Here is a 20,220-nt window from a genome sequence, read left to right as displayed (position 1 = left end):
ATTAAAGGATCAAGCCACCTGCGCCAGCAGCGCCTTGGCGTGGTTGATGCCCTTTTCCTGGAAGTCACTGCTCAGGTTCACGCCTTCGGCATGAATGAAGGTGACGTCATGGATCCCGATAAAAGCCATGACCTGGCGCAGGTAGGGTTCCTGGTGATCGGAGCTGGCGCCGGCATGGATACCGCCGCGAGCGGTCAACACGATGGCGCGTTTACCGGTGAGCAGGCCTTGGGGCCCCGTGGCGGTGTACTTGAAGGTCACACCCGCACGCAACACGTGGTCCAGCCAGGCTTTGAGGGTGCTGGGGATGGCAAAGTTGTACATCGGTGCCGCCATCACCAGCACGTCGGCGGCGAGCAGTTCATCGGTCAATTCGTTGGAACGGTCGAGGGAGGCCTGTTCGCTGGGGTTGCGCTGGTCGGCAGGTTTCATCCAACCGCCGAGCAGGTTGGCGTCCAGGTGCGGCACCGGGTCAAGGGCGACGTCACGCACCGTGATCTGATCTGCCGGATGGGCGGCCTGCCATTGGCTGATGAACTGTTGGGTCAGTTGCCGGGAAATCGAATCCTGTTGGCGGGCGCTGCTTTCGATGATCAGAACATTGGACATGGCTTCGTAGGCTCCATCTGCATTTGCTGTAAGGCGATGGAGTAAAGAGTAGACAGAGCCAATTCGATAAAAAAGCGCAAAAAACTGCTATAAACCATCTAGAAATTTGTTTATAAGCGGAGTATTCCTGTCGGGACGCTCCGCTGCTGCTTTATTTCGGGGCGCAGGCCAGGGCGATCCGCATCTTGATGATCGCGCGGTTGAACTTGACGGTGGTGTTGGTGCTTTTACCCGCCGGTACCGTGACCGTGCGTCGACGGGGTGATTCCGGACCGTTGGTAAAGGTGACCGAACACACGGCGTCCTTCATGCCGTAGTTATTCAATTGAATCGAGCTGATGTCGCCGTCCACATCGGAGGCGGTGTAATCGATGCTCACGCCGTCGATTTTTTTAGTCACGTCGATGGGGTAGGCAAAGGCACTCATCGGCAACAGCGCCAGCAACACACAACAGAATTTTCTCATTCGGCAGTCTCCAATAAGGACCGCCAGCTTAGGACAAGAGGAGCTCATCTTGAAAGCGCCCCGCGTTACCCTTGATCAATGGCGCACGCTGCAAGCCGTGGTCGACCATGGCGGCTTCGCCCAGGCGGCTGAAGCGCTGCACCGTTCGCAGTCCTCGGTGAGCTACACCGTGGCCCGCATGCAAGACCAACTCGGCGTTCCGATGTTGCGCATCGACGGGCGCAAGGCGGTGCTGACCGAGGCCGGTGAAGTGCTGTTGCGCCGCTCCCGGCAACTGGTGAAAAACGCCAGTCAACTGGAAGACCTGGCCCACCATATGGAACAGGGCTGGGAGGCCGAAGTGCGCCTGGTGGTCGATGCCGCCTACCCGAATGCGCGCCTGGTGCGTGCCTTGACGGCCTTTATGCCGCAAAGCCGCGGTTGTCGCGTGCGCTTGCGTGAAGAGGTGCTGTCGGGCGTCGAAGAGCTGTTGATGGAAGGCGTGGCCGACCTGGCGATCAGCAGTTTCAGCATTCCCGGCTACCTGGGCACGGAAATGAGCGATGTGGAGTTCATCGCCGTGGCCCATCCCGAGCATGCCTTGCACCGCATGAACCGCGAGTTGAGCTTCCAGGACCTGGAAAGCCAGATGCAGGTGGTGATCCGCGATTCAGGTCGCCAGCAGCCGCGCGATGTGGGCTGGCTTGGCGCCGAGCAGCGCTGGACCGTCGGCAGCCTGGCCACCGCCGCCGCCTTTGTCGGCAGCGGCCTGGGCTTTGCCTGGCTGCCCCGGCACATGATCGAACGCGAACTCGCCGAAGGCGTGCTCAAGCAGCTACCCTTGGAACAGGGCGGCAGCCGCCATCCGACGTTCTACCTGTATTCAAACAAGGACAAACCCTTGGGCCCAGCCACGCAGATCCTGGTGGAGTTGCTGCGCACGTTCGACACGGCCCCCTTGGACGCCCCTTTCGCCGCCCCGCAGCAAGCCTGAAACGGAGTTCAAGCATGGCCTGGTTCGACCACGAAGGCTGCAACCTGCATTACGAGGAATACGGTCACGGCACGCCGCTGATCCTGATCCATGGCCTGGGCTCCAGCAGCCAGGATTGGGAGCTGCAGATCCCGGTGCTGGCCAGGCATTACCGCTTGATCGTGGTGGATGTACGCGGCCATGGGCGCTCCGACAAACCTCGAGAGCGCTACAGTATCCAGGGCTTTACCTTCGACCTGCTCGCCCTGATCGAACACCTGGACCTGCCGCCCGCCCATGTGGTGGGCTTGTCCATGGGGGGGATGATCGCCTTCCAGCTGGCGGTGGACGAGCCCGGCCTGGTCAAGAGCCTGTGCATCGTCAACAGCGCGCCCGAGGTCAAGGTTCGCAGTGCCGATGATTACTGGCAGTGGGCCAAGCGCTGGACCCTCGCGCGCGTGCTCAGCCTGGCCACGATCGGCAAGGCTCTCGGCGACCGGCTGTTCCCCAAACCGCACCAGGCCGACCTGCGCCGCAAGATGGCCGAACGCTGGGCAAAAAACGACAAACGTGCTTATCTCGCCAGCTTCGACGCGATTGTGGGCTGGGGCGTACAGGAACGACTTTCGAGGATTACCTGTCCAACCCTGGTCATCAGCGCCGACCACGACTACACCCCCGTGGCGCAGAAAGAAATCTATGTAAAACTGCTGCCCGATGCGCGGCTGGTGGTGATCGAGGATTCCCGCCATGCCACGCCCTTGGACCAACCCGAAGTCTTTAACGCTACGTTGCTCGATTTTCTAAAGACAGTCGAAACCACTACCCAGGATCACTGACCCATGCTGAAAAAAATCGCCTTCTTCGCCGGTTCCGTATTGTTCGCTGCCAACCTGATGGCGGCCGAGCCTGCCAAGGCGCCGCACGTACTGATCACCACCACCAATGGCGACATTGAAATCGAACTGGACCCGGTCAAGGCGCCGATCAGTACCAAAAACTTCCTGGCCTACGTCGACAAGGGCTTCTACACCAACACGATTTTCCACCGCGTGATCCCGGGCTTCATGGTCCAGGGCGGCGGGTTCACCCAGCAGATGTCGCAAAAACCGACCGAAGCGCCGATCAAGAACGAAGCCAGCAATGGCTTGCACAACGTACGTGGCACCTTGTCCATGGCGCGCACCAACGATCCGAACTCGGCCACCAGCCAATTCTTCATCAACGTCGCCGACAATGCCTTCCTCGATCCAGGTCGCGACGCCGGTTATGCCGTGTTCGCCAAGGTAGTCAAGGGCATGGATGTGGTCGACATCATCGTCAACTCGCAGACCACCACCAAGCAAGGCATGCAGAACGTGCCTATCGATCCTGTCCTGATCAAGTCGGCAAAGCGCATCGACTGAGGTCTGCAGGTAGTTCCGTGCGGTGCCCACCAGGCACCGTGCGCATTTGAACAGGAGAGCCCGCCAGGCGGGCGTCAACCCTAATGCTCTATCGTCGTTTTGAACAACTGATCGACATCTTCCGCGAAGCCCCCAGCGCGGCCCCTCCCGATAAAGTCCTGCCCTTCTATCTCTATTACCTGCGCCAGGTGTGGCCGAGTTTTGCCGCGCTGCTGGTGGTGGGCCTGATCGGTGCGCTGATCGAGGTCGCGCTGTTCAGCTACCTGAGCCGCATTATCGACCTGGCCCAGGGGACGCCCCCGGCGAACTTCTTCCAGTTGCACAGCACCGAACTGATCTGGATGGCCGTGGTGGCCCTGCTGCTGCGCCCGATCTTCGGTGCCCTGCATGACCTGCTGGTGCACCAGACCATCAGTCCCGGCATGACCAGCCTGATCCGCTGGCAGAACCACAGCTACGTGCTCAAGCAGAGCCTGAATTTCTTCCAGAACGACTTCGCCGGGCGTATTGCCCAGCGCATCATGCAGACCGGCAACTCCCTGCGCGACTCCGCTGTCGCGGCGGTGGATGCGATCTGGCACGTGGCGATCTATGCGATCAGCTCGCTGGTGTTGTTTGCCGAAGCCGACTGGCGCCTGATGATCCCGCTGGTGACCTGGATCGTCTGCTACAGCCTGGCGCTGCGCTACTTCGTGCCCAGGGTGAAAGAGCGCTCGGTGATTTCCTCCGAGGCGCGCTCCAAATTGATGGGCCGGATTGTCGACGGCTACACCAACATCACCACCTTGAAGCTGTTTGCTCACACCCATTACGAGCAGCAATACGCCAAGGAAGCGCTCATCGAGCAGACCGAAAAAACCCAACTGGCCAGCCGCGTGGTGACCAGCATGGACGTGGTGATCACCACTATGAACGGCCTGCTGATCGTCACCACCACTGGCCTGGCCCTGTGGTTGTGGACCCACTCGCTGATTTCCGTAGGCGCGATTGCGCTGGCGACCGGTCTGGTGATTCGTATCGTCAACATGTCCGGCTGGATCATGTGGGTGGTCAACGGCATCTTCGAAAACATCGGCATGGTGCAGGACGGCTTGAAAACCATCGCCCAGCCACTGGCGGTGATCGACCGCGAAAACGCCCCGCGCCTGAGCGTCCCCCATGGGGAAGTGCGCTTCGAGCAGGTGGATTTTCACTATGGCAAGAAGAGCGGGATCATTGGCGGCCTGAACCTGACCATCAAGGCCGGGGAAAAAATCGGCCTGATCGGCCCGTCCGGCGCGGGCAAATCGACCCTGGTCAACCTGCTGCTGCGCCTCTACGACCTGCAGGGCGGGCGCATCCTGATCGACGGCCAGGACATCGCCGAGGTTGCCCAGGAATCCCTGCGCGAACAGATCGGCATGATCACCCAGGACACCTCGCTGCTGCACCGCTCGATCCGCGACAACCTGCTGTATGGCAAACCGGATGCGACCGATGAAGAACTCTGGGCCGCCGTGCACAAGGCGCGCGCCGATGAGTTCATCCCGCTGCTGTCGGATGCCGAAGGACGTACCGGGCTGGATGCACACGTGGGTGAGCGCGGGGTCAAACTCTCCGGCGGCCAACGGCAACGGATTGCCATCGCCCGCGTACTGCTCAAGGACGCGCCGATCCTGATCATGGACGAAGCCACGTCGGCGCTGGACTCGGAAGTGGAAGCCGCCATCCAGGAAAGCCTGGAGACCCTGATGCAAGGCAAGACGGTGATTGCGATTGCGCACCGATTGTCGACCATCGCACGCATGGATCGCCTGGTGGTGCTGGAGAAAGGCCAGATCGCCGAGAGCGGCAGCCACGCCGAGCTGCTGGCCCATGGCGGGCTGTATGCGCGGTTGTGGCAACACCAGACTGGCGGGTTTGTCGGTATCGATTGAAAACTGCCGGGCCTACGCAACTCAAAATGTGAGAGGGAGGGAGCTTGCTCCCTCCCCCATGAGTACCCTGGATTTGTGCCGGAACCGTGCTGTACTCAGTGCAGTGCCCAGGCGGGCGCTGAAGTAAATCCGCAGGGAGCATCACTGATTTACTGATTCGGTAGAGCGATCTATCAAGGACGGGTTGCATGTCTTTGTTCAAGCGTTCAGTCACAGAAGGGTTGGGCACGTTTTGGCTGGTGTTGGGCGGTTGCGGGAGTGCGGTGTTGGCCGCGGCGTTTCCCGCCGTCGGCATCGGGTTGTTGGGTGTAGCCCTGGCGTTCGGGCTCACGGTGCTGACCATGGCCGTCGCCATCGGACACATCAGCGGTTGTCACCTGAACCCGGCGGTATCGGTGGGGCTGGTGGTGGGCGGGCGGTTTCCGGCCAGGGAGTTACCGGCCTATATCGTGGCCCAGGTAATTGGCGGCACGGTCGCTGCAGCGCTGCTGTACTTCATCGCCAGCGGCAAGCCAGGGTTTGAACTGGCGTCGGGCCTGGCCTCCAACGGCTATGCCGAGCATTCGCCGGGGGGCTACTCATTGGCTGCGGGGTTTGTCTGTGAGTTAGTGATGACGACGATGTTCGTGCTGATCATCCTTGGCGCCACCGACCCTCGTGCCCCGAAGGGCCTCGCACCGATCGCCATCGGCCTGGCCCTGACCTTGATCCACCTGATCTCCATCCCCGTGACCAACACCTCGGTCAACCCGGCCCGCAGTACGGGCCCGGCGCTGATCGTGGGCGGGTGGGCGATCCAGCAGTTGTGGATGTTCTGGCTCGCGCCGATTCTCGGCGCGGTGGTCGGCGGTTTTACCTATCGATGGCTGGGCAAGGAGGAGCCGGCCTGAGGCCGCGCGGGTTCAGCCCTGCCGGTAAGGCAGGGCTGCCCTCGCCTCTTCGGCATACGCCAGGATCCCCACCCGCTCGCGCGCCAGGAAATCCTCAACGGCTTTTTTCAACCCCGGATGACGCAAGTAATGCCATGACCGGGTAATCACCGGCTCAAACCCGCGAATCAACTTGTGCTCGCCCTGGGCGCCGGCGTCGAAACGTTGCAGGCCGTGGGCGATGGCGTAGTCCATGCCCTGGTAGAAACAGGTTTCGAAATGCAGGCGGTCAAACTCCGCCAGGCAGCCCCAGTAGCGGCCGTAGAAACTGTCGCCACCGACCAGGCTGAACGCCATGGCCACCGGGCGGGCGCCTTGCTTGGCCAGCACCACGCGGATAGCTTCGGGCATGCGCTCGGCGAGCAGGCTGAAAAACGCGCGGGTCAGGTAGGGCGATTGGCGTCTGACGGCGTAGGTGTTGGCGTAGCAGGCATAGACAAAATCCCATTGCGCTTCGCTCAGTTCATGGCCTTGTAGCCACTCAAATTCAATGCCCTGTCCCGCCACCTGTTCGCGTTCCTTACGCATCTGTTTGCGCTTGCGTGAACTCAGGGCGTCGAGAAAGTCCTGGAAGTCGCGATAGCCACGGTTCTGCCAGTGAAACTGACAACCCAGGCGCTGCATCCAGCCCGGCTGCTGGGCCAGGGCGTCATCGGCCAACGCATCGGTGAAATTGATATGGGCGCCGGAGAGCCCCTCGATTTCCAGGTAGCCCGGCAGGCTTTGGAGCAGTTCAAAAGCGTCGGCGGCATTGGCCGCCAACACGCGCGGTCCGCTGACCGGACTGAACGGTACGGCCGTCAGCAGCTTGGGGTAATAGTCGATACCGGCACGCTCACAGGCATCCGCCCAGCCGTGATCGAACACGTACTCGCCGTAGGAGTGCCATTTGCGATAGCCGGGTAACGCCGCGACCAGCCGATCGCCCTCCCAGTGCAACAGATGCTCCGGTTGCCAGCCGGAATGGGGGCCGACGCTACCGCTGTCCTCCAGCGCACTCAGGAACGCATGACGCACGAACGGTTGGGCGTGCGGCACCAGGGCATCCCAGGTCTGAGGGGCGGTTTCGGACAGGCTTGGCAGGCGTTGCAACGGCATCGGCATCCTCACTACTTCAGGGCGTGAAAGCCTGGCGAGTATCGCTTATCGCCGGACCCAGTACACCCTCAAATCGCCGGACAAGGCTGCATGCCAATAGTTCCTTCTTAAATAATTTGTCATGTAGATGACATTACTTCGCCACTGCGCCGTCATAAACCATCGCGATACTGACGCCTGTTTTTAGAGCGCCTGGTTCTACCGGGCGGCTATTTTTTCCGTCCGTCCTCGGTCGGTTGTGTCCTGGATGGTTTGCCATCCCTCCTCACTTTCGGAGATTGATATGCGTCTTGCTTCCACTAAAACTGCGGCGGTCCTGTGCGGTGGCCTGTTACTGGCCCTGAGCGTTCCTGCCAGCGCCGCAGTCGACGCTAAATTGCTCGACATGCTCAAGGCCAACGGCCAGATCACCGCAGCGCAGTACACCGAACTGCAAGCTGAACTGGCCAAGGATCAGAAAGAAAAGCAGATCGCTCAGCAAGCTCAACAAGAGACCAACGAACAGATCGCGGCCACCGCGAAAAAAACCAACGACCTCAGCGTCTTCGATCAGAAGCTGGCATGGGCCGCGAAGACGCAGTTCAAGGGTGACGTACGTTTCCGCCAGGAGACCGTGAAGATCCAGGGCGAATCCAACAACGGTGGCCGTGACAAGGACCGTCAGCGCATTCGTGCCCGCCTGGGCGCCTACACCGAGATCAACTCCCAGGTCGACACCGGCATCCGTATCGCCACGGGCAGCAGCGACGACGCGCGGTCCACCAACCAGGACCAGGATAACTACTTCGACAAGAAGTCGATCTGGCTGGACCTTGGCTACATCGACTACCACCCCGAGCAGATCAAGAACCTGCACGTGATCGGCGGCAAAATGCTCCAGCCTTGGGTGAACATGGGCGACGTGATCTGGGATAGCGATATCAACCCGGAAGGCCTGGCATTGACCTACAAATACCCACTGGGTAGCAGCGCCGAGCTGTTCGGCAGCATCGGTAACTACAACCTCAAGGACAACGTCGACGGCGACGGCGTGCAATTTCGCCACGACCTGCGCCTGACTTCCGGCCAGTTGGGCACACGCTTCTCGGTGACCGACAACCTGAAAATGACCCTGGGCGGCAGCATCTACGCTTACCAGAACGACGAAAACAGTGCCTGTACCACCACCAGCACACCTTGCGCACTGGCGGTCAACGGCAACTCGCCAAACGAACAATTCCGCCTGTACGAAGGGTTTGCCCAGGCAGACATCGGCGGCCTGGCCGTGCCACTGGCGTTCTACGGCCAGTACGTGAAGAACAACGACGCCTCCAACGACCAGGACACTGCCTGGTTGCTGGGTGCCAAGTCCAAGGTGTTCGGCTTCAACCTGGACTACAACTACCGCGATACGCAACGTAACGCTGTTGTAGGCGCCTTCACCGATTCGGACTTCGGCAACGGCACCACCGGTTCGCGCGGCCACAAGATGAAGGTCAGCTACGACATCGACAAAAACTTCGCCGTCGGCGCCACGTACTTCCTGACCAAGGCTGACTACGCCAGCCGCACTCAGCGCGACGCCAACACCAACACCCTGCAGTTGGATGCTGAAGCCAAGTTCTGAATACCCGTGTGACAAGCCTTGGGCCAGGACGGCCCGAGGTGGCTGTAACAGCCTTGCGTGGGTGAATCGGTCCCCATCATCCGTTCGACTCACCCACGCGAGCCTGCTTTTGCTTCCCCGCTACTCCTGATCCTTGAGCCGCTCGGCAGCCAGCCGCTGTGCCAAGGCATCCACATCCTCGACCGGCGGCTGCGGCAAGATCCGCAACGTCGCCTGCATCAGGCGCATCTGGCGGATAAACCGCCGACAGTTCGGGCAAAACATCAAGTGATGACGCACCAACAGGCGCTCGCGAAAGGTCAATTGCCCATCGAGATAGTCACTGGAACGTGCCACTTGCTCTTTACAGGTCAACATTCGCCCGTTTCCTCAAAATGCTCCACCGTGGCGAAGACTTTAAGCCGCGCTCGATGCAGCAGCACACGAACGTTGGAGAGCGACAGCGTCAGAAGATTACAGATCTCTTCCAGTTCCAGGCCCTGGCGTTCGCGCAACACCAACACGCTGCCTTGCAACTCAGACAGACTCAGCAACGTATGCTCCAGGCACTTGCGCAGCTCTTCCTCGGTCAGCAGGGCTTCCGGCGTGTCCTGGTGCCAGGCATAGGGGGCGACGGCCCAGTGGCCATCTTCGGGCGAGAAACGCTCATCACCGATCGTCCCATGGGGCGAGGGCAAATCGTCGAGCAGCACTTCCCGGCGATTCTGTTTGTAACGGCTCTTGGCGGCGTTGGCAGTGATGGTCAGCAGCCAGGTCTTGAGACTGGAGCGTCCTTCGAACTTGGGCAGGTTGCGCACGACCGCCAGCCAGGCGTCCTGCACGATTTCATCGGCATGGCGCTGACCGACGATGGCATAGGCCACCGCGCGCATGGCGCTCTGGTATTGGGTGACCAATTCCTTGTAGGCCCGCTGCTCGCCCTTGAGCAAGCGTTCAAGCAGGTGCGCGTCGTCCGCTGCCGCCATCGTCTACCTCGATTCCACCGTGGAAAACCCGATTCCCGTGTGAGCTGGCTTGCCTGCGATGCTGGCACCGCAGTGATGCAATCGCAGGCAAGCCAGCTCCCACATTGGATCGTGACCGACCGGTAGATCAGCGTTTGCGCAGGATCACGCTACCAATGGAGTACCCGGCGCCGAACGAGCTGAGCACCGCCACGGCGCCCTTGGGCAAGTCGTCCTGGTAGGTGTGGAACGCAATCACCGAACCTGCCGAACTGGTATTGGCGTAAGTGTCGAGGATCACCGGTGCTTCTTCCACCGTGGCTTCGCGGCCCAGCAGTTTCTTCACGATCAGGTGGTTCATGCTCAGGTTGGCCTGGTGCAGCCAGAAGCGCTTCACATCGGCCACATTCAGCTGGTTCTCTTCCAGGTGCACACCGATCAGCTCGGCGACCATCGGGCAGACATCGCGGAAGACTTTGCGGCCTTCCTGCACGAACAGCTTGTCGGGCGCTCCGATGCCCTCTTCCGCCGCACGGTTGAGGAAGCCGAAGTTGTTGCGGATGTTATTGGAGAACTTGGTCAACAGCTTGGTGCTCACCACCTCGAACTGGTGCTCGGAAGTTGCCAGGTCGGCGCGCTCCAGGATCACGGCCGTGGCGGCGTCACCGAAGATGAAATGGCTGTCGCGGTCACGGAAGTTCAAGTGGCCGGTGCAAACTTCGGGGTTGACCATCAGGATCGCCCGGGCCTGGCCCAGCTGGATGCTGTTGGCGGCATTCTGGATGCCGAAGGTGGCCGAGGAACACGCCACGTTCATATCGAAACCAAACCCCTCGATGCCCAGGGCTTCCTGGACTTCAATGGCGATGGCGGGGTACGCACGCTGCAGGTTGGAACAGGCAACGATCACGCCGTCGATATCGGCGGCGGTCTTGCCGGCGCGCTGCAGGGCTTGCTCGGCGGCACCGATAGCCATCTGGCACAGGACCGACCATTCATCGTTGCTGCGCTCGGGCAGGCGCGGGGCCATGCGTTGCGGGTCGAGAATGCCGTCCTTGTCCATGACAAAGCGGCTTTTGATACCGGAGGCCTTCTCGATAAAGGCTGCGCTGGACTCGGTCAGCGCCTGCACCTCGCCGCGCTCGATGGCAGCGGCGTTGTCGCTGTTGAACTGCTGCACGTAGGTATTGAAAGACTGCACCAGCTCTTCGTTGGAGATGCTGTTGGCCGGGGTGTACAAGCCAGTGCCGCTGATGACGACGTTATGCACGGTCGTTCCTCTAAATCTGTCAGGCAGAAGATATTGGTACCGTCGTACCAAACTGTAAGTAGTCCGATTCCCCACCGCGGGCATCAAACTGGCAACGCTTTATTCCATCGCGCCGCGGCTGCGCACCAGCCCATCACGACGATCCCGGCATTTATAACCGCGAAGTTTGCCACAAACCCAGGGATTTGGCGCCATATGCCACTGTTCAAAGCGCACCGATTTCTAATGTGGGAGGGGGCTTGCCCCCGATAGCGGTGTATCAGTCACAGAATCTTTACCTGACACACCGCTATCGGGGGCAAGCCCCCTCCCACATTTGGACCTGCCCAGTCCTGGAGGCAGGGAGAGGCTTCAGGGTTCTACCTGGCTCCACTGCTTGCTCAGGCGCTTGTCGGAAATCGGTACCTTGGTGCCCAACTGCTGGGCAAACAACGACACGCGATACTCCTCCAACCACCAGCGATAGAGTTCCAACTGAGGGTCGCGCTTGCCTTCCTGGGCATGTTTGTTCAGGCGGTTCTGGTACTGCGCCCAAAGGCCGCCCAGCTCGGTGCTCCACACCCGGTCCTTTTGCACCTGGCTCGGCAGCTTCTCCAGGCGCAGCTCGATGGCCTTGAGGAAACGCGGCAGCTCCTTGAACCATTGCGCCGGGGTTTCCCGCACAAAACCGGGATAGACCAGGTTGCTCAACTGTTGCTTGATATCGTTCAAGGCCACCGCCTGGGCCAGGTCGATCTTGCCTTTGAAGCGCTTTTGCAGGCCGTGCCAGAGCTTCAGCACCTCCAGGGTCAAGCGCGCCAGGCGTTCGGCGTGCTCGGTCCAACTGCCACGCTTACGTTCGGCCAAGGCCGCCAGGCCGGCACCGTCGCGCGGCAGGCTGGCTTCGCCGTCCAGCACGCAACTGTCGAGGCTGGCCAGCAGGATGTCCTCCACCAAGGCATCGATACGCCCCAGTTCGCGGTACATCAGGCCCAATTCGGTCAGGCCGGGCAACTTGCCGCGCAGGAATTTCGCCGGTTCAGCCAGTTGCTGCATCAGCAAGCGTTGCAACGCGCGGCGGTGCTGGAATTCAGCCTCCGCGGCCGTTGAGAAACGCCCCTCCTTGACCGCGCCGCCCTCCTCCACCAGCGCCGGGTACACCGTCATCGACAGCCCGGCGATCTTCTGCTGGGTCTTCTCGGCCACCGCCGCGAACGCCTTGGCTTGCACCGGTTGCTGGCTTTTCGCGGTCTGCGGCACGGCCAATGCGGCCTGGCTGGCTTCGGCAAAGCGCGCGGTCAGCTCAGCCAGGTCGCGGCCTTCGCCGAGGAACTTGCCCTGGCCGTCGACCACTTCCAGGTTCATCCTCAAGTGGCTGTCGACTTGCTGCGCGGCCTCGGCCCAGGCTTCATCACTGACCCGCGCGCCGGTCATGCGCAGCAGTTCGCGGCCCAATGCCTGGGGCAGCGAGCCCTGGCCAAATTCGATGCGTTGCAGCGCGGCCTTGACGAAATCCGGCACTGGCACGAAGTTCTTGCGCAGTGCCTTGGGCAGGTTACGCACCAGCGCGATGCACTTGGCTTCGATCACCCCCGGCACCAGCCATTCGAGACGCTCCGGCGGCAAGGCCGGCAGCAGCGGCGCAGGTACCCGCAGGGTCACGCCGTCGCGCGGATGGTTGGGCTCGAAGTGGTAACTCAGGGCCAGTTCCAGGTCGCCCAGGTGCAGGGTGTCGGGGTAATGTGCGGCAGTGACTTCGCTGGCTTCACGGGCCAGCACGTCTTCTTCGCGCATGATCAGCAATTGCGGGTCTTTCTGGCTGTTGACCTTGTACCAGCTGTCGAAGGTGGCGGTCTGGTGGATCTCCGCCGGCAAGCGCGCATCGTAGAAGGCGTAGAGGGTTTCTTCGTCCGCCAGGATGTCGCGACGGCGCGCCTTGGCTTCCAGTTCGTCGAGCTGCTCCAGCAGTTGCTGGTTGGCCGCCAGGCACTTGGCGCGGGACTGAATCTCGCCGCGCACCAGGCCCTCGCGGATAAACAGCTCGCGAGACACCACCGGGTCGATGGGCCCGTAATGCACCGGCCGCCGACCGACCACAATCAGCCCGAACAAGGTGATCTGCTCGAACGCCACGACTTGGCCGCGCTTCTTCTCCCAATGGGGCTCGAAGTGGTTTTTCTTGATCAGGTGCCCGGCCAATGGCTCGATCCAGTCGGCATCGATCTTGGCCACCATGCGCGCATACAACTTGGTGGTTTCCACCAGTTCGGCGGTCATCAACCATTGCGGGCGCTTCTTGCCGATGCCCGACGACGGATGAATCCAGAAGCGCCGCTGACGCGCGCCGAGGTAATCGCCGTCTTCGGTCTTCTGGCCGATCTGGCTGAGCAGGCCAGACAGCACCGCCTTGTGCAGTTTGGGGAAGTCCGCCGGTTCCTTATTGACCGTCAGTTGCATGTCACGACAGATCAAGCTCAACTGACGATGGGAGTCTCGCCATTCGCGCAAGCGCAAATAGTTGAGGAAGTTCTTGCGGCACCAGTTGCGCAGCGGGCTGGCGGTCAGTTCCTGGCGTTGTTCTTCAAAGCCGCGCCAGAGGTTGACCAACCCGGCGAAGTCCGAATCCGGGTCCTTCCATTGTGCGTGGGCCTGGTCGGCGGCCTGCTGGCGCTCCGGTGGGCGCTCGCGTGGGTCCTGGATCGACATGGCGCTGGCCACGATGAGTACTTCCTGCAAGCTGCCGAGCTTGGCGGCTTCCAGCAGCATGCGGCCCATGCGCGGGTCCACCGGCAGGCGCGCCAATTGGCGCCCCAGCGGCGTCAGCTGACTGTTGCGGTCGACGGCCGAGAGCTCCTGCAACAGGTTGAAACCGTCGCTGATCGCCTTGCCATCCGGCGGCTCGATAAACGGGAAGTCGGTGATTTCACCCAGGCGCAGGTGCAGCATCTGCAGGATCACGGCAGCCAGGTTGGTGCGCAGGATTTCCGGGTCGGTAAATTCCGGGCGCCCGATAAAGTCTTCTTCGCTGTACAAGCGAATGCAGATCCCCGGTTCAACCCGCCCGCAACGGCCTTTACGCTGGTTGGCGCTGGCCTGGGAAATCGCCTCGATCGGCAGGCGCTGCACCTTGGCGCGGTAGCTGTAGCGGCTGATGCGTGCGGTGCCGCTGTCGATCACATAGCGGATGCCCGGCACGGTCAGCGAGGTTTCGGCGACGTTGGTCGCCAGCACCACACGTCGTCCGGGATGGGACTGGAAGATACGCTGCTGTTCGGCCGGCGACAGGCGCGCGTACAGCGGCAGAATTTCAGTGTGCTTAAGCTGCGCCTTGCGCAGCATGTCGGCGGCGTCACGAATCTCGCGCTCGCCGGGCAAAAACACCAGCACATCGCCGGGGCTGCGCCGCTCGCTGCGCTCATAGGCGGCGATTTCATCGAGGGTGGCGAGGATGGCCTGGTCGACGGTCAAGTCATCTTCGACACGATTGCCCTCTTCGTCCTGTTCCAGGGTCAGTGGACGGTACCAAGTGTCCACCGGAAAGGTGCGGCCCGAAACCTCGACAATCGGCGCATCGTCGAAGTGCTTGGAGAAACGCTCCAGGTCGATGGTTGCCGAGGTGATGATCACCTTCAGGTCCGGACGACGCGGCAGCAGGGTCTTCAGGTAGCCGAGCAGGAAGTCGATGTTCAGGCTGCGTTCGTGGGCTTCGTCGACGATGATCGTGTCGTAGCGTTCGAGGTAGCGATCGTTCTGGGTTTCGGCCAGCAGGATGCCATCGGTCATCAGCTTGATCAGGGTGTTGGAGTCGCTTTGGTCTTCAAAGCGCACCTGATAGCCGACCAGCGCGCCCAGCGGCGTGGCCAACTCTTCGGCGACGCGACTGGCGACACTGCGCGCGGCAATCCGGCGCGGCTGGGTATGACCGATCAGGCCGTGTTGGCCGCGGCCGATTTCCAGGCAGATTTTCGGCAGTTGGGTGGTTTTACCCGAGCCAGTTTCGCCCGCAATGATCAGCACCTGATGCTTGAGCAATGCTTCCTTGATCTCATCGCGCTTGGCGGCAATCGGCAGGCTGTCGTCGTAGCGAATCACCGGCAGGCTGGCACGCCGCGCCGTGACCTGGGCACAGGACGCCTGCATGCGCGTGACCCACTGCGCCAGCTTCTCCTCATCGGGCTTCTTGCGCAGCTCGAGCAACTGCCGCCGCAAGCGGTGGCGGTCGGCGAGCATGGCGTGGTCGAGGTTTTTCAGCAGTTGGTCGATAGCAGGCGCTTGGTCAGTCATCAGGTGCGTTTGGGTCGTCTATTTATGCAGGGGGCGGATTGTCGCAGAAAACCGCCGCCGCGCGCGCCCCTCATTCGTTATCGCGGTCCTTGCGCCGGTAAGGGAACACATCGATGACCTTGCCGGCCCGAATCGCGTCTTGCAGGCTTTTCCAGTAGTCGGCGTTATACAGCTCGCCGTGCAGTTCATTGAACAGCTTGCGCTGGCCAGCGTCGGCAAACAGGAACGGCGGGAATTCTTCGGGGAACACATCCAGCGGGCCGATGGAGTACCAGGGCTCGGAGGCCATTTCATCCTCGGGGGTGCGGGGTGCGGGGATGTGGCGGAAATTCGCCTCGGTCAGGAAGCAGATTTCGTCATAGTCGTAGAACACCACACGGCCGTGGCGGGTGACGCCGAAGTTCTTCAGCAACATGTCACCGGGAAAGATATTCGCCGCCGCCAATTGCTTGATGGCCAGGCCGTAGTCTTCCAGGGCTTCGCGCACTTGAGCGTCGTTGGCGTTGTCGAGGTAGAGGTTGAGCGGGGTCATGCGCCGTTCGGTCCAGCAGTGGCGGATCAGCACGGTGTCGCCCTCCACTTCGACGGTGCCGGCGGCCACATCGAGCAATTCGGCCAGGCACTCGGGCTCGAACTTGCTCAAGGGGAAGCGAAAGTCGGCGAACTCCTGGGTATCGGCCATGCGCCCGACGCGGTCGACGCTTTTGACCAGGCGGTATTTCTCGATCACCGTGGCGCGGTTGACGTTTTTCGACGGCGAGAAGCGGTCCTTGATGATCTTGAACACGGTGTTGAAGCCCGGCAGCGTGAACACGCTCATGACCATGCCGCGCACGCCGGGGGCCATGATGAACTGGTCATCGGTGGTCGCCAGGTGGTTGATCAGCGCGCGGTAGAACTCCGACTTGCCGTGCTTGTAGAACCCGATGGAGGTGTACAGCTCGGCGATGTGCTTGCCCGGCAGGATGCGCTTGAGAAAGCCGATGAATTCCGCCGGTACCGGTACGTCGACCATGAAGTAAGAACGGGTGAACGAGAAGATGATCGACACATCGGCTTCATCGGTGATCAGCGCGTCGATCTGGATGCCGCGCCCTTCGCGGTGCAGCAGCGGGATGACCAGGGGCCACTGTTCTTCATGGGTGTAGATGCGTCCTACGAGGTAGGCGCCCTTGTTGCGGTAGAGCACCGAGGAAAACAGCTCGACCTTGAGCTCCGGGTCCTTGCAGACCCAATCCGGCAGGTTCTCGCGCAGTTGTGCTTCGAGGCGGCGCAGGTCGGCCGGCAAATCGGCATAGGGTTCGCTGAAGCGGTAGTCGGCGAAGATCTGCGCGAGCATATCGGTGATTTTGCCGGCCGGCGTGTAGATGCGGGTCTGCGCCGCTCGCGCCCGACGCAGGCTCGGCCGGGTCGTGTGGATGAACATGCAGCCGTCGCTGATCAGGTCATGGCTGAACAGGCCGCAGAAAATCGAGTTGTACCAAGTCTCGGACAGCTCATCGTCAAAGCGCAGGTCAATCAGGCCTATATAGGCGCTTTTCACCAGCGGCCAAACGTCGATATCCAGCAGCGTGGCCTCGTCGAAGGCAGCCCGCAGGCGCTCGGTCACTTCACTGACCTTCTCTTCATACAGGTTGATACGCGCCGCCGAGGCTGCCTGCCCCAGTTGCCACTGGGCTTTTTCGAAACGTTCGCGGGCGCCGTCGGTGATCTGGCGAAAGTGCTCGCGGTAATCGTCGAAGCCTTCAAGGATCATCCGCGCAATAGCGAGGGCGGGCGTGGATTGCGACATGCGGGAAACCTCGAACGGGCATCTGGAAGCCCTGAGCTTAGCCAGTGAAGAGTGACAGGAGAAGGATGATTTTTTCCGACGGGTTGTACAACTTCGCGCAGATCGTACATTTATTTTCAGTTTTTTTAATTCGACCATACGGTCAATAAACACCCCCTAAAGTCGCGTTTCGTACGTTAAACGTTTCATCTGAAAGCCTGTAACCACGTGGCCTGGCCGCAGCAGCCGAGGCAAACCCGCACGGCGACTGGTTTTCAGCATGTGTAAGCATTTCGATACAGCCTAAGGGAAACCCTGATTACCGCAGTGATGGCACTTTGATATATACCGCGCCCTCTCCCACCCTAACAAGGTCAGAAGACCGATCCGGGAACTGGTTTTAATCGCCCGAGGAGCACTGAGATGTCATTGAGGAACATGAGGATCGGGCTGCGCGCCAGTCTGAGTTTTGGGGTGTTGGCCAGCCTGCTGGTGATTGTCGGCCTGTTTGGTCTGGGTCAGATGGCCAAGCTGCGTGAAAGCGCCCTGGTGATCGAGGGGTCGTGGATGCCGAGCATCGAGAATATCCATGACAGCGCAGCCTACGTGGCCAGCATCCGTCTGGAAGCGTTGCGCCTGGTAACCACCGACGAGTCGCGCGTGCGTGACAACAGCAAAGGCCTGATCAGCCGCCAGCGTACGGAATTGCAAACCCTGCTGGACCATCACGAAACCCTGCTCAGCAGCGACCAGGAGCGCGAACTGCTCAAGCAGGTCAAAGCCAACGTGAACACTTACCTCACCATCGTCGAGCAGATGATCGCCCTGGTGGATAAGGACCAGCAGCAGGACGCTATCGACCTGCTCAACAACCGCCTGGCGCCACAGGGTGGAATCCTCACCAAGAGCCTGGAGGACATGATCACCTTCAACCAGAACGGCGTGGAAGCCGCAACCGATGCAGCGGCACAGGTGTATACGCGCGCGCAGTGGATTGTCGGCCTGATCATCACCGTTGCGCTGGTCGCCACCCTGCTGCTGGCCTGGCTGTTGACCCGCAGCATCACCGCGCCACTGGGCCAGGCCCTGAGCGTTGCGCGCAGCATTGCCGCCGGAGACTTGAGCCAGCCCGTCGTGGTGCAGGGCCATGACGAACCGGCACAACTGCTGACAGCACTGGCAACCATGCAGACGCAACTGCAAACCACCATCCGTGGCATCAGCGAATCGGCGCAGCAACTGGCATCGGCGGCTGAAGAAATGAGTTCGGTGATGGAACAGAGCACACGTGGCCTGCAAGCGCAGAACGACGAGATCGAACAGGCCGCGACCGCCGTGACCGAGATGAGCGCGGCGGTGGATGAAGTGGCGGGCAATGCGGTATCCAGCGCCGAAGCGTCCCAGGCGTCCGACGAAGACAGCAAGCACGGCCACTACCAGATCAGCGAAACCATCAGCTCGATCCAGAACCTGGTGGACGAAGTGCTCGGCGCTTCGAACAAAGCCGAGGGCCTGGCGATGCAGGCCCAGGACATCAGCAAGGTGCTGGAAGTGATCCGCGGCATTGCCGGGCAAACCAACCTGCTGGCGCTCAACGCCGCCATTGAAGCCGCCCGCGCGGGTGAGGCCGGGCGTGGCTTTGCGGTGGTCGCCGATGAAGTGCGCTCACTGGCCCAGCGTACCCAGGATTCCACCGAAGAAATCGAGCAGATGATCGCCGGCATTCAGCAAGGCACCCAGGACACCGTCAGTGCCTTGAACAGCAGCGCCGAGCACGCCGGCCAAACCTTGCAACGGGCCAACAACGCCGGCAACGCCCTGGAAAAAATCACCGCTGCCATCTCGCAGATCAGCCAGCGCAACCTGGTGATCGCCAGCGCCGCCGAGCAACAAGCGTTGGTGGCCCGCGAAGTGGACCGCAGCCTGGTGAATATCCGGGACCTGTCGACCCAGACCGCCGCTGGCGCCACCCAGACCTCGGCCGCCAGCCAGGAACTGTCGCGCCTGGCGGTGGACCTGAATGGGTTGGTGACGCGGTTTGTTCTGTAATCCATAGAAAGGTCATGTAACACTCGCCGGCTTATTGAGGTAGGAGCGTTACGTGAGACCTGTCGACACCTTGTACTTGCTGGGGCTCGCCGCCATCTGGGGCGCGAGTTTCCTGTTCATGCGCATCATCGCGCCAGAGATTGGCACGGTGCCGACCGCGTTTTTCCGCGTGTCGATTGCCGCCGCAGGGTTGTTGGTGATCCTGGCGATGATGCGCGTGCGCTGGGACTTCCAGGGCAAGTTCAAGACCGTCCTGCTGCTGGGGGTGATCAACTCCGGGATTCCCGCGACGATGTATTCGGTGGCCGCCCAGGTGCTGCCAGCGGGTTACTCGGCGATCTTCAATGCCACCACCCCGTTGATGGGGGTATTGATCGGCGGGCTGTTCTTCAGCGAGCGGCTGACCCCGTCGAAAATCGCCGGGGTGTGCCTGGGGCTTTTCGGTGTAGGCGTGCTGACCCGCGCGGGCCCGGTGGCGTTTGACCTGGAATTATTGATGGGCGCGCTGGCCTGTTTGCTGGCGACTACGTGTTATGGCTTTGCCGGGTTCCTGGCGCGCCGCTGGCTGGACCAGCGGGGAGGATTGGACAGTCGTCTTTCCGCCCTGGGCAGCATGCTCGGCGCCACGTTGTTCCTGCTGCCGTTGTTTATCTACAGCGCCATCAGCCATCCGCCCGCGAGTTGGGGTGGGTGGCAGGTGTGGTTGTCGCTGCTGGGCCTGGGGCTGGTGTGTACGGCGTTTGCCTATGTGTTGTACTTCCGCTTGCTCACTGCGATTGGCCCCGTGAGATCGATGACCACCACTTTCCTGATCCCGCCGTTCGGCGTGCTGTGGGGCGCGTTGCTGCTCGACGAGCCGTTATCAATGGCGCATCTGTATGGCGGGGTGTTGATTGCGGGGGCGTTGTGGTTGGTGTTGCGGCCACGCAGGTCGTAGGCGC

The 20,220-nt window shown here is 61.4% G+C and carries 16 protein-coding genes; 8 read left to right on the top strand and 8 right to left on the bottom strand.

Annotated features, from left to right (window positions below):
• Positions 1-9: 9 nt before the first annotated feature.
• Positions 10-609, bottom strand: a complete 600-nt coding sequence (locus AC1Q6I_RS03460; protein WP_024076805.1) for an FMN-dependent NADH-azoreductase — start codon at positions 607-609, stop codon at positions 10-12.
• Positions 610-760: 151 nt separating this feature from the next.
• Positions 761-1,075: a 3-phosphoglycerate kinase gene (locus AC1Q6I_RS03455; protein WP_102623519.1), complete on the bottom strand. Its 315-nt coding sequence runs from the start codon at positions 1,073-1,075 to the stop codon at positions 761-763.
• A gap of 49 nt (positions 1,076-1,124) precedes the next feature.
• Between AC1Q6I_RS03455 and AC1Q6I_RS03450 the strand changes: the two genes are divergently transcribed.
• The 5 genes from AC1Q6I_RS03450 to aqpZ all read left to right on the top strand — a co-directional run bounded on the left by AC1Q6I_RS03450 (position 1,125) and on the right by aqpZ (position 6,239).
• Positions 1,125-2,048, top strand: a complete 924-nt coding sequence (locus AC1Q6I_RS03450; RefSeq protein WP_024076807.1) for a LysR family transcriptional regulator — start codon at positions 1,125-1,127, stop codon at positions 2,046-2,048.
• Between the two features lie 14 nt (positions 2,049-2,062).
• Positions 2,063-2,866, top strand: coding sequence for an alpha/beta fold hydrolase (locus AC1Q6I_RS03445; RefSeq protein ID WP_069076804.1), 804 nt, complete (start codon positions 2,063-2,065; stop codon positions 2,864-2,866).
• A 3-nt stretch (positions 2,867-2,869) separates the two neighbouring features.
• Entirely contained in the window at positions 2,870-3,433 is a 564-nt protein-coding gene (locus tag AC1Q6I_RS03440) for a peptidylprolyl isomerase A (RefSeq protein WP_003210708.1), read from the top strand.
• A gap of 83 nt (positions 3,434-3,516) precedes the next feature.
• Positions 3,517-5,349, top strand: coding sequence for an ABC transporter ATP-binding protein (locus AC1Q6I_RS03435; RefSeq protein WP_024076809.1), 1,833 nt, complete (start codon positions 3,517-3,519; stop codon positions 5,347-5,349).
• Positions 5,350-5,537: 188 nt separating this feature from the next.
• The gene (gene aqpZ, locus AC1Q6I_RS03430; protein ID WP_024076810.1) at positions 5,538-6,239 is read left to right on the top strand and encodes an aquaporin Z; all 702 of its coding nucleotides are present in this window, start codon (positions 5,538-5,540) and stop codon (positions 6,237-6,239) included.
• Positions 6,240-6,251: 12 nt separating this feature from the next.
• Here the strand turns inward: aqpZ and AC1Q6I_RS03425 are convergent, their stop codons facing one another.
• Positions 6,252-7,376 (bottom strand): GNAT family N-acetyltransferase, encoded by a 1,125-nt coding sequence (locus tag AC1Q6I_RS03425; RefSeq protein ID WP_024076811.1) that lies wholly within the window; start codon positions 7,374-7,376, stop codon positions 6,252-6,254.
• Positions 7,377-7,659: 283 nt separating this feature from the next.
• Here AC1Q6I_RS03425 and AC1Q6I_RS03420 point away from each other — a divergent pair, with 283 nt between their 5' ends.
• The gene (locus tag AC1Q6I_RS03420) at positions 7,660-8,982 is read left to right on the top strand and encodes a putative porin (RefSeq protein ID WP_024076812.1); all 1,323 of its coding nucleotides are present in this window, start codon (positions 7,660-7,662) and stop codon (positions 8,980-8,982) included.
• Between the two features lie 120 nt (positions 8,983-9,102).
• Here the strand turns inward: AC1Q6I_RS03420 and AC1Q6I_RS03415 are convergent, their stop codons facing one another.
• From AC1Q6I_RS03415 to aceK, 5 genes are all read right to left on the bottom strand, one after another.
• Positions 9,103-9,339 carry an anti-sigma factor family protein gene (locus tag AC1Q6I_RS03415; RefSeq protein WP_102623520.1) on the bottom strand — a complete coding sequence of 79 codons (237 nt, stop codon included), beginning with the start codon at positions 9,337-9,339 and terminating at the stop codon, positions 9,103-9,105.
• Positions 9,333-9,947, bottom strand: coding sequence for an RNA polymerase sigma factor (locus tag AC1Q6I_RS03410; protein WP_069076803.1), 615 nt, complete (start codon positions 9,945-9,947; stop codon positions 9,333-9,335). The genes AC1Q6I_RS03415 and AC1Q6I_RS03410 overlap by 7 nt, the downstream gene beginning before the upstream one ends.
• A 127-nt stretch (positions 9,948-10,074) precedes the next feature.
• Positions 10,075-11,196: a beta-ketoacyl-ACP synthase III gene (locus AC1Q6I_RS03405; RefSeq protein ID WP_024076815.1), complete on the bottom strand. Its 1,122-nt coding sequence runs from the start codon at positions 11,194-11,196 to the stop codon at positions 10,075-10,077.
• A gap of 351 nt (positions 11,197-11,547) precedes the next feature.
• On the bottom strand, positions 11,548-15,459 hold the full coding sequence (hrpA, locus tag AC1Q6I_RS03400) for an ATP-dependent RNA helicase HrpA (protein ID WP_102623521.1): 3,912 nt from the start codon (positions 15,457-15,459) through the stop codon (positions 11,548-11,550).
• A 70-nt stretch (positions 15,460-15,529) separates the two neighbouring features.
• Complete coding sequence (gene aceK, locus AC1Q6I_RS03395; protein WP_024076817.1) at positions 15,530-17,251, bottom strand: bifunctional isocitrate dehydrogenase kinase/phosphatase; 1,722 nt, start codon at positions 17,249-17,251, stop codon at positions 15,530-15,532.
• Between the two features lie 402 nt (positions 17,252-17,653).
• On the opposite strand from aceK, the gene AC1Q6I_RS03390 reads away from it, so the two are divergent.
• Positions 17,654-19,279 (top strand): methyl-accepting chemotaxis protein, encoded by a 1,626-nt coding sequence (locus tag AC1Q6I_RS03390; RefSeq protein ID WP_102623522.1) that lies wholly within the window; start codon positions 17,654-17,656, stop codon positions 19,277-19,279.
• A 52-nt stretch (positions 19,280-19,331) separates the two neighbouring features.
• Entirely contained in the window at positions 19,332-20,216 is an 885-nt protein-coding gene (locus AC1Q6I_RS03385; RefSeq protein ID WP_024076819.1) for a DMT family transporter, read from the top strand.
• Positions 20,217-20,220 lie beyond the last annotated feature (4 nt).

This window comes from Pseudomonas sp. MPR-R2A5, from assembly GCF_058793055.1.
The sequence above is the reverse complement of the archived record's forward strand: the minus strand, read 5'-3'. Positions and strand labels throughout refer to the sequence as shown.

What these genes read in the sequence shown, in the direction of transcription:
- AC1Q6I_RS03455 (WP_102623519.1), bottom strand. Translation starts at nt 1,075, where the DNA reads ATGAGAAAATTCTGTTGTGTGTTGCTGGCGCTGTTGCCGATGAGTGCC.
- AC1Q6I_RS03390 (WP_102623522.1), top strand. Translation starts at nt 17,654, where the DNA reads ATGTCATTGAGGAACATGAGGATCGGGCTGCGCGCCAGTCTGAGTTTT.
- aceK (WP_024076817.1), bottom strand. Translation starts at nt 17,251, where the DNA reads ATGTCGCAATCCACGCCCGCCCTCGCTATTGCGCGGATGATCCTTGAA.
- AC1Q6I_RS03420 (WP_024076812.1), top strand. Translation starts at nt 7,660, where the DNA reads ATGCGTCTTGCTTCCACTAAAACTGCGGCGGTCCTGTGCGGTGGCCTG.
- hrpA (WP_102623521.1), bottom strand. Translation starts at nt 15,459, where the DNA reads ATGACTGACCAAGCGCCTGCTATCGACCAACTGCTGAAAAACCTCGAC.
- AC1Q6I_RS03425 (WP_024076811.1), bottom strand. Translation starts at nt 7,376, where the DNA reads ATGCCGTTGCAACGCCTGCCAAGCCTGTCCGAAACCGCCCCTCAGACC.
- AC1Q6I_RS03445 (WP_069076804.1), top strand. Translation starts at nt 2,063, where the DNA reads ATGGCCTGGTTCGACCACGAAGGCTGCAACCTGCATTACGAGGAATAC.
- AC1Q6I_RS03415 (WP_102623520.1), bottom strand. Translation starts at nt 9,339, where the DNA reads ATGTTGACCTGTAAAGAGCAAGTGGCACGTTCCAGTGACTATCTCGAT.
- AC1Q6I_RS03460 (WP_024076805.1), bottom strand. Translation starts at nt 609, where the DNA reads ATGTCCAATGTTCTGATCATCGAAAGCAGCGCCCGCCAACAGGATTCG.
- aqpZ (WP_024076810.1), top strand. Translation starts at nt 5,538, where the DNA reads ATGTCTTTGTTCAAGCGTTCAGTCACAGAAGGGTTGGGCACGTTTTGG.
- AC1Q6I_RS03435 (WP_024076809.1), top strand. Translation starts at nt 3,517, where the DNA reads ATGCTCTATCGTCGTTTTGAACAACTGATCGACATCTTCCGCGAAGCC.
- AC1Q6I_RS03410 (WP_069076803.1), bottom strand. Translation starts at nt 9,947, where the DNA reads ATGGCGGCAGCGGACGACGCGCACCTGCTTGAACGCTTGCTCAAGGGC.
- AC1Q6I_RS03440 (WP_003210708.1), top strand. Translation starts at nt 2,870, where the DNA reads ATGCTGAAAAAAATCGCCTTCTTCGCCGGTTCCGTATTGTTCGCTGCC.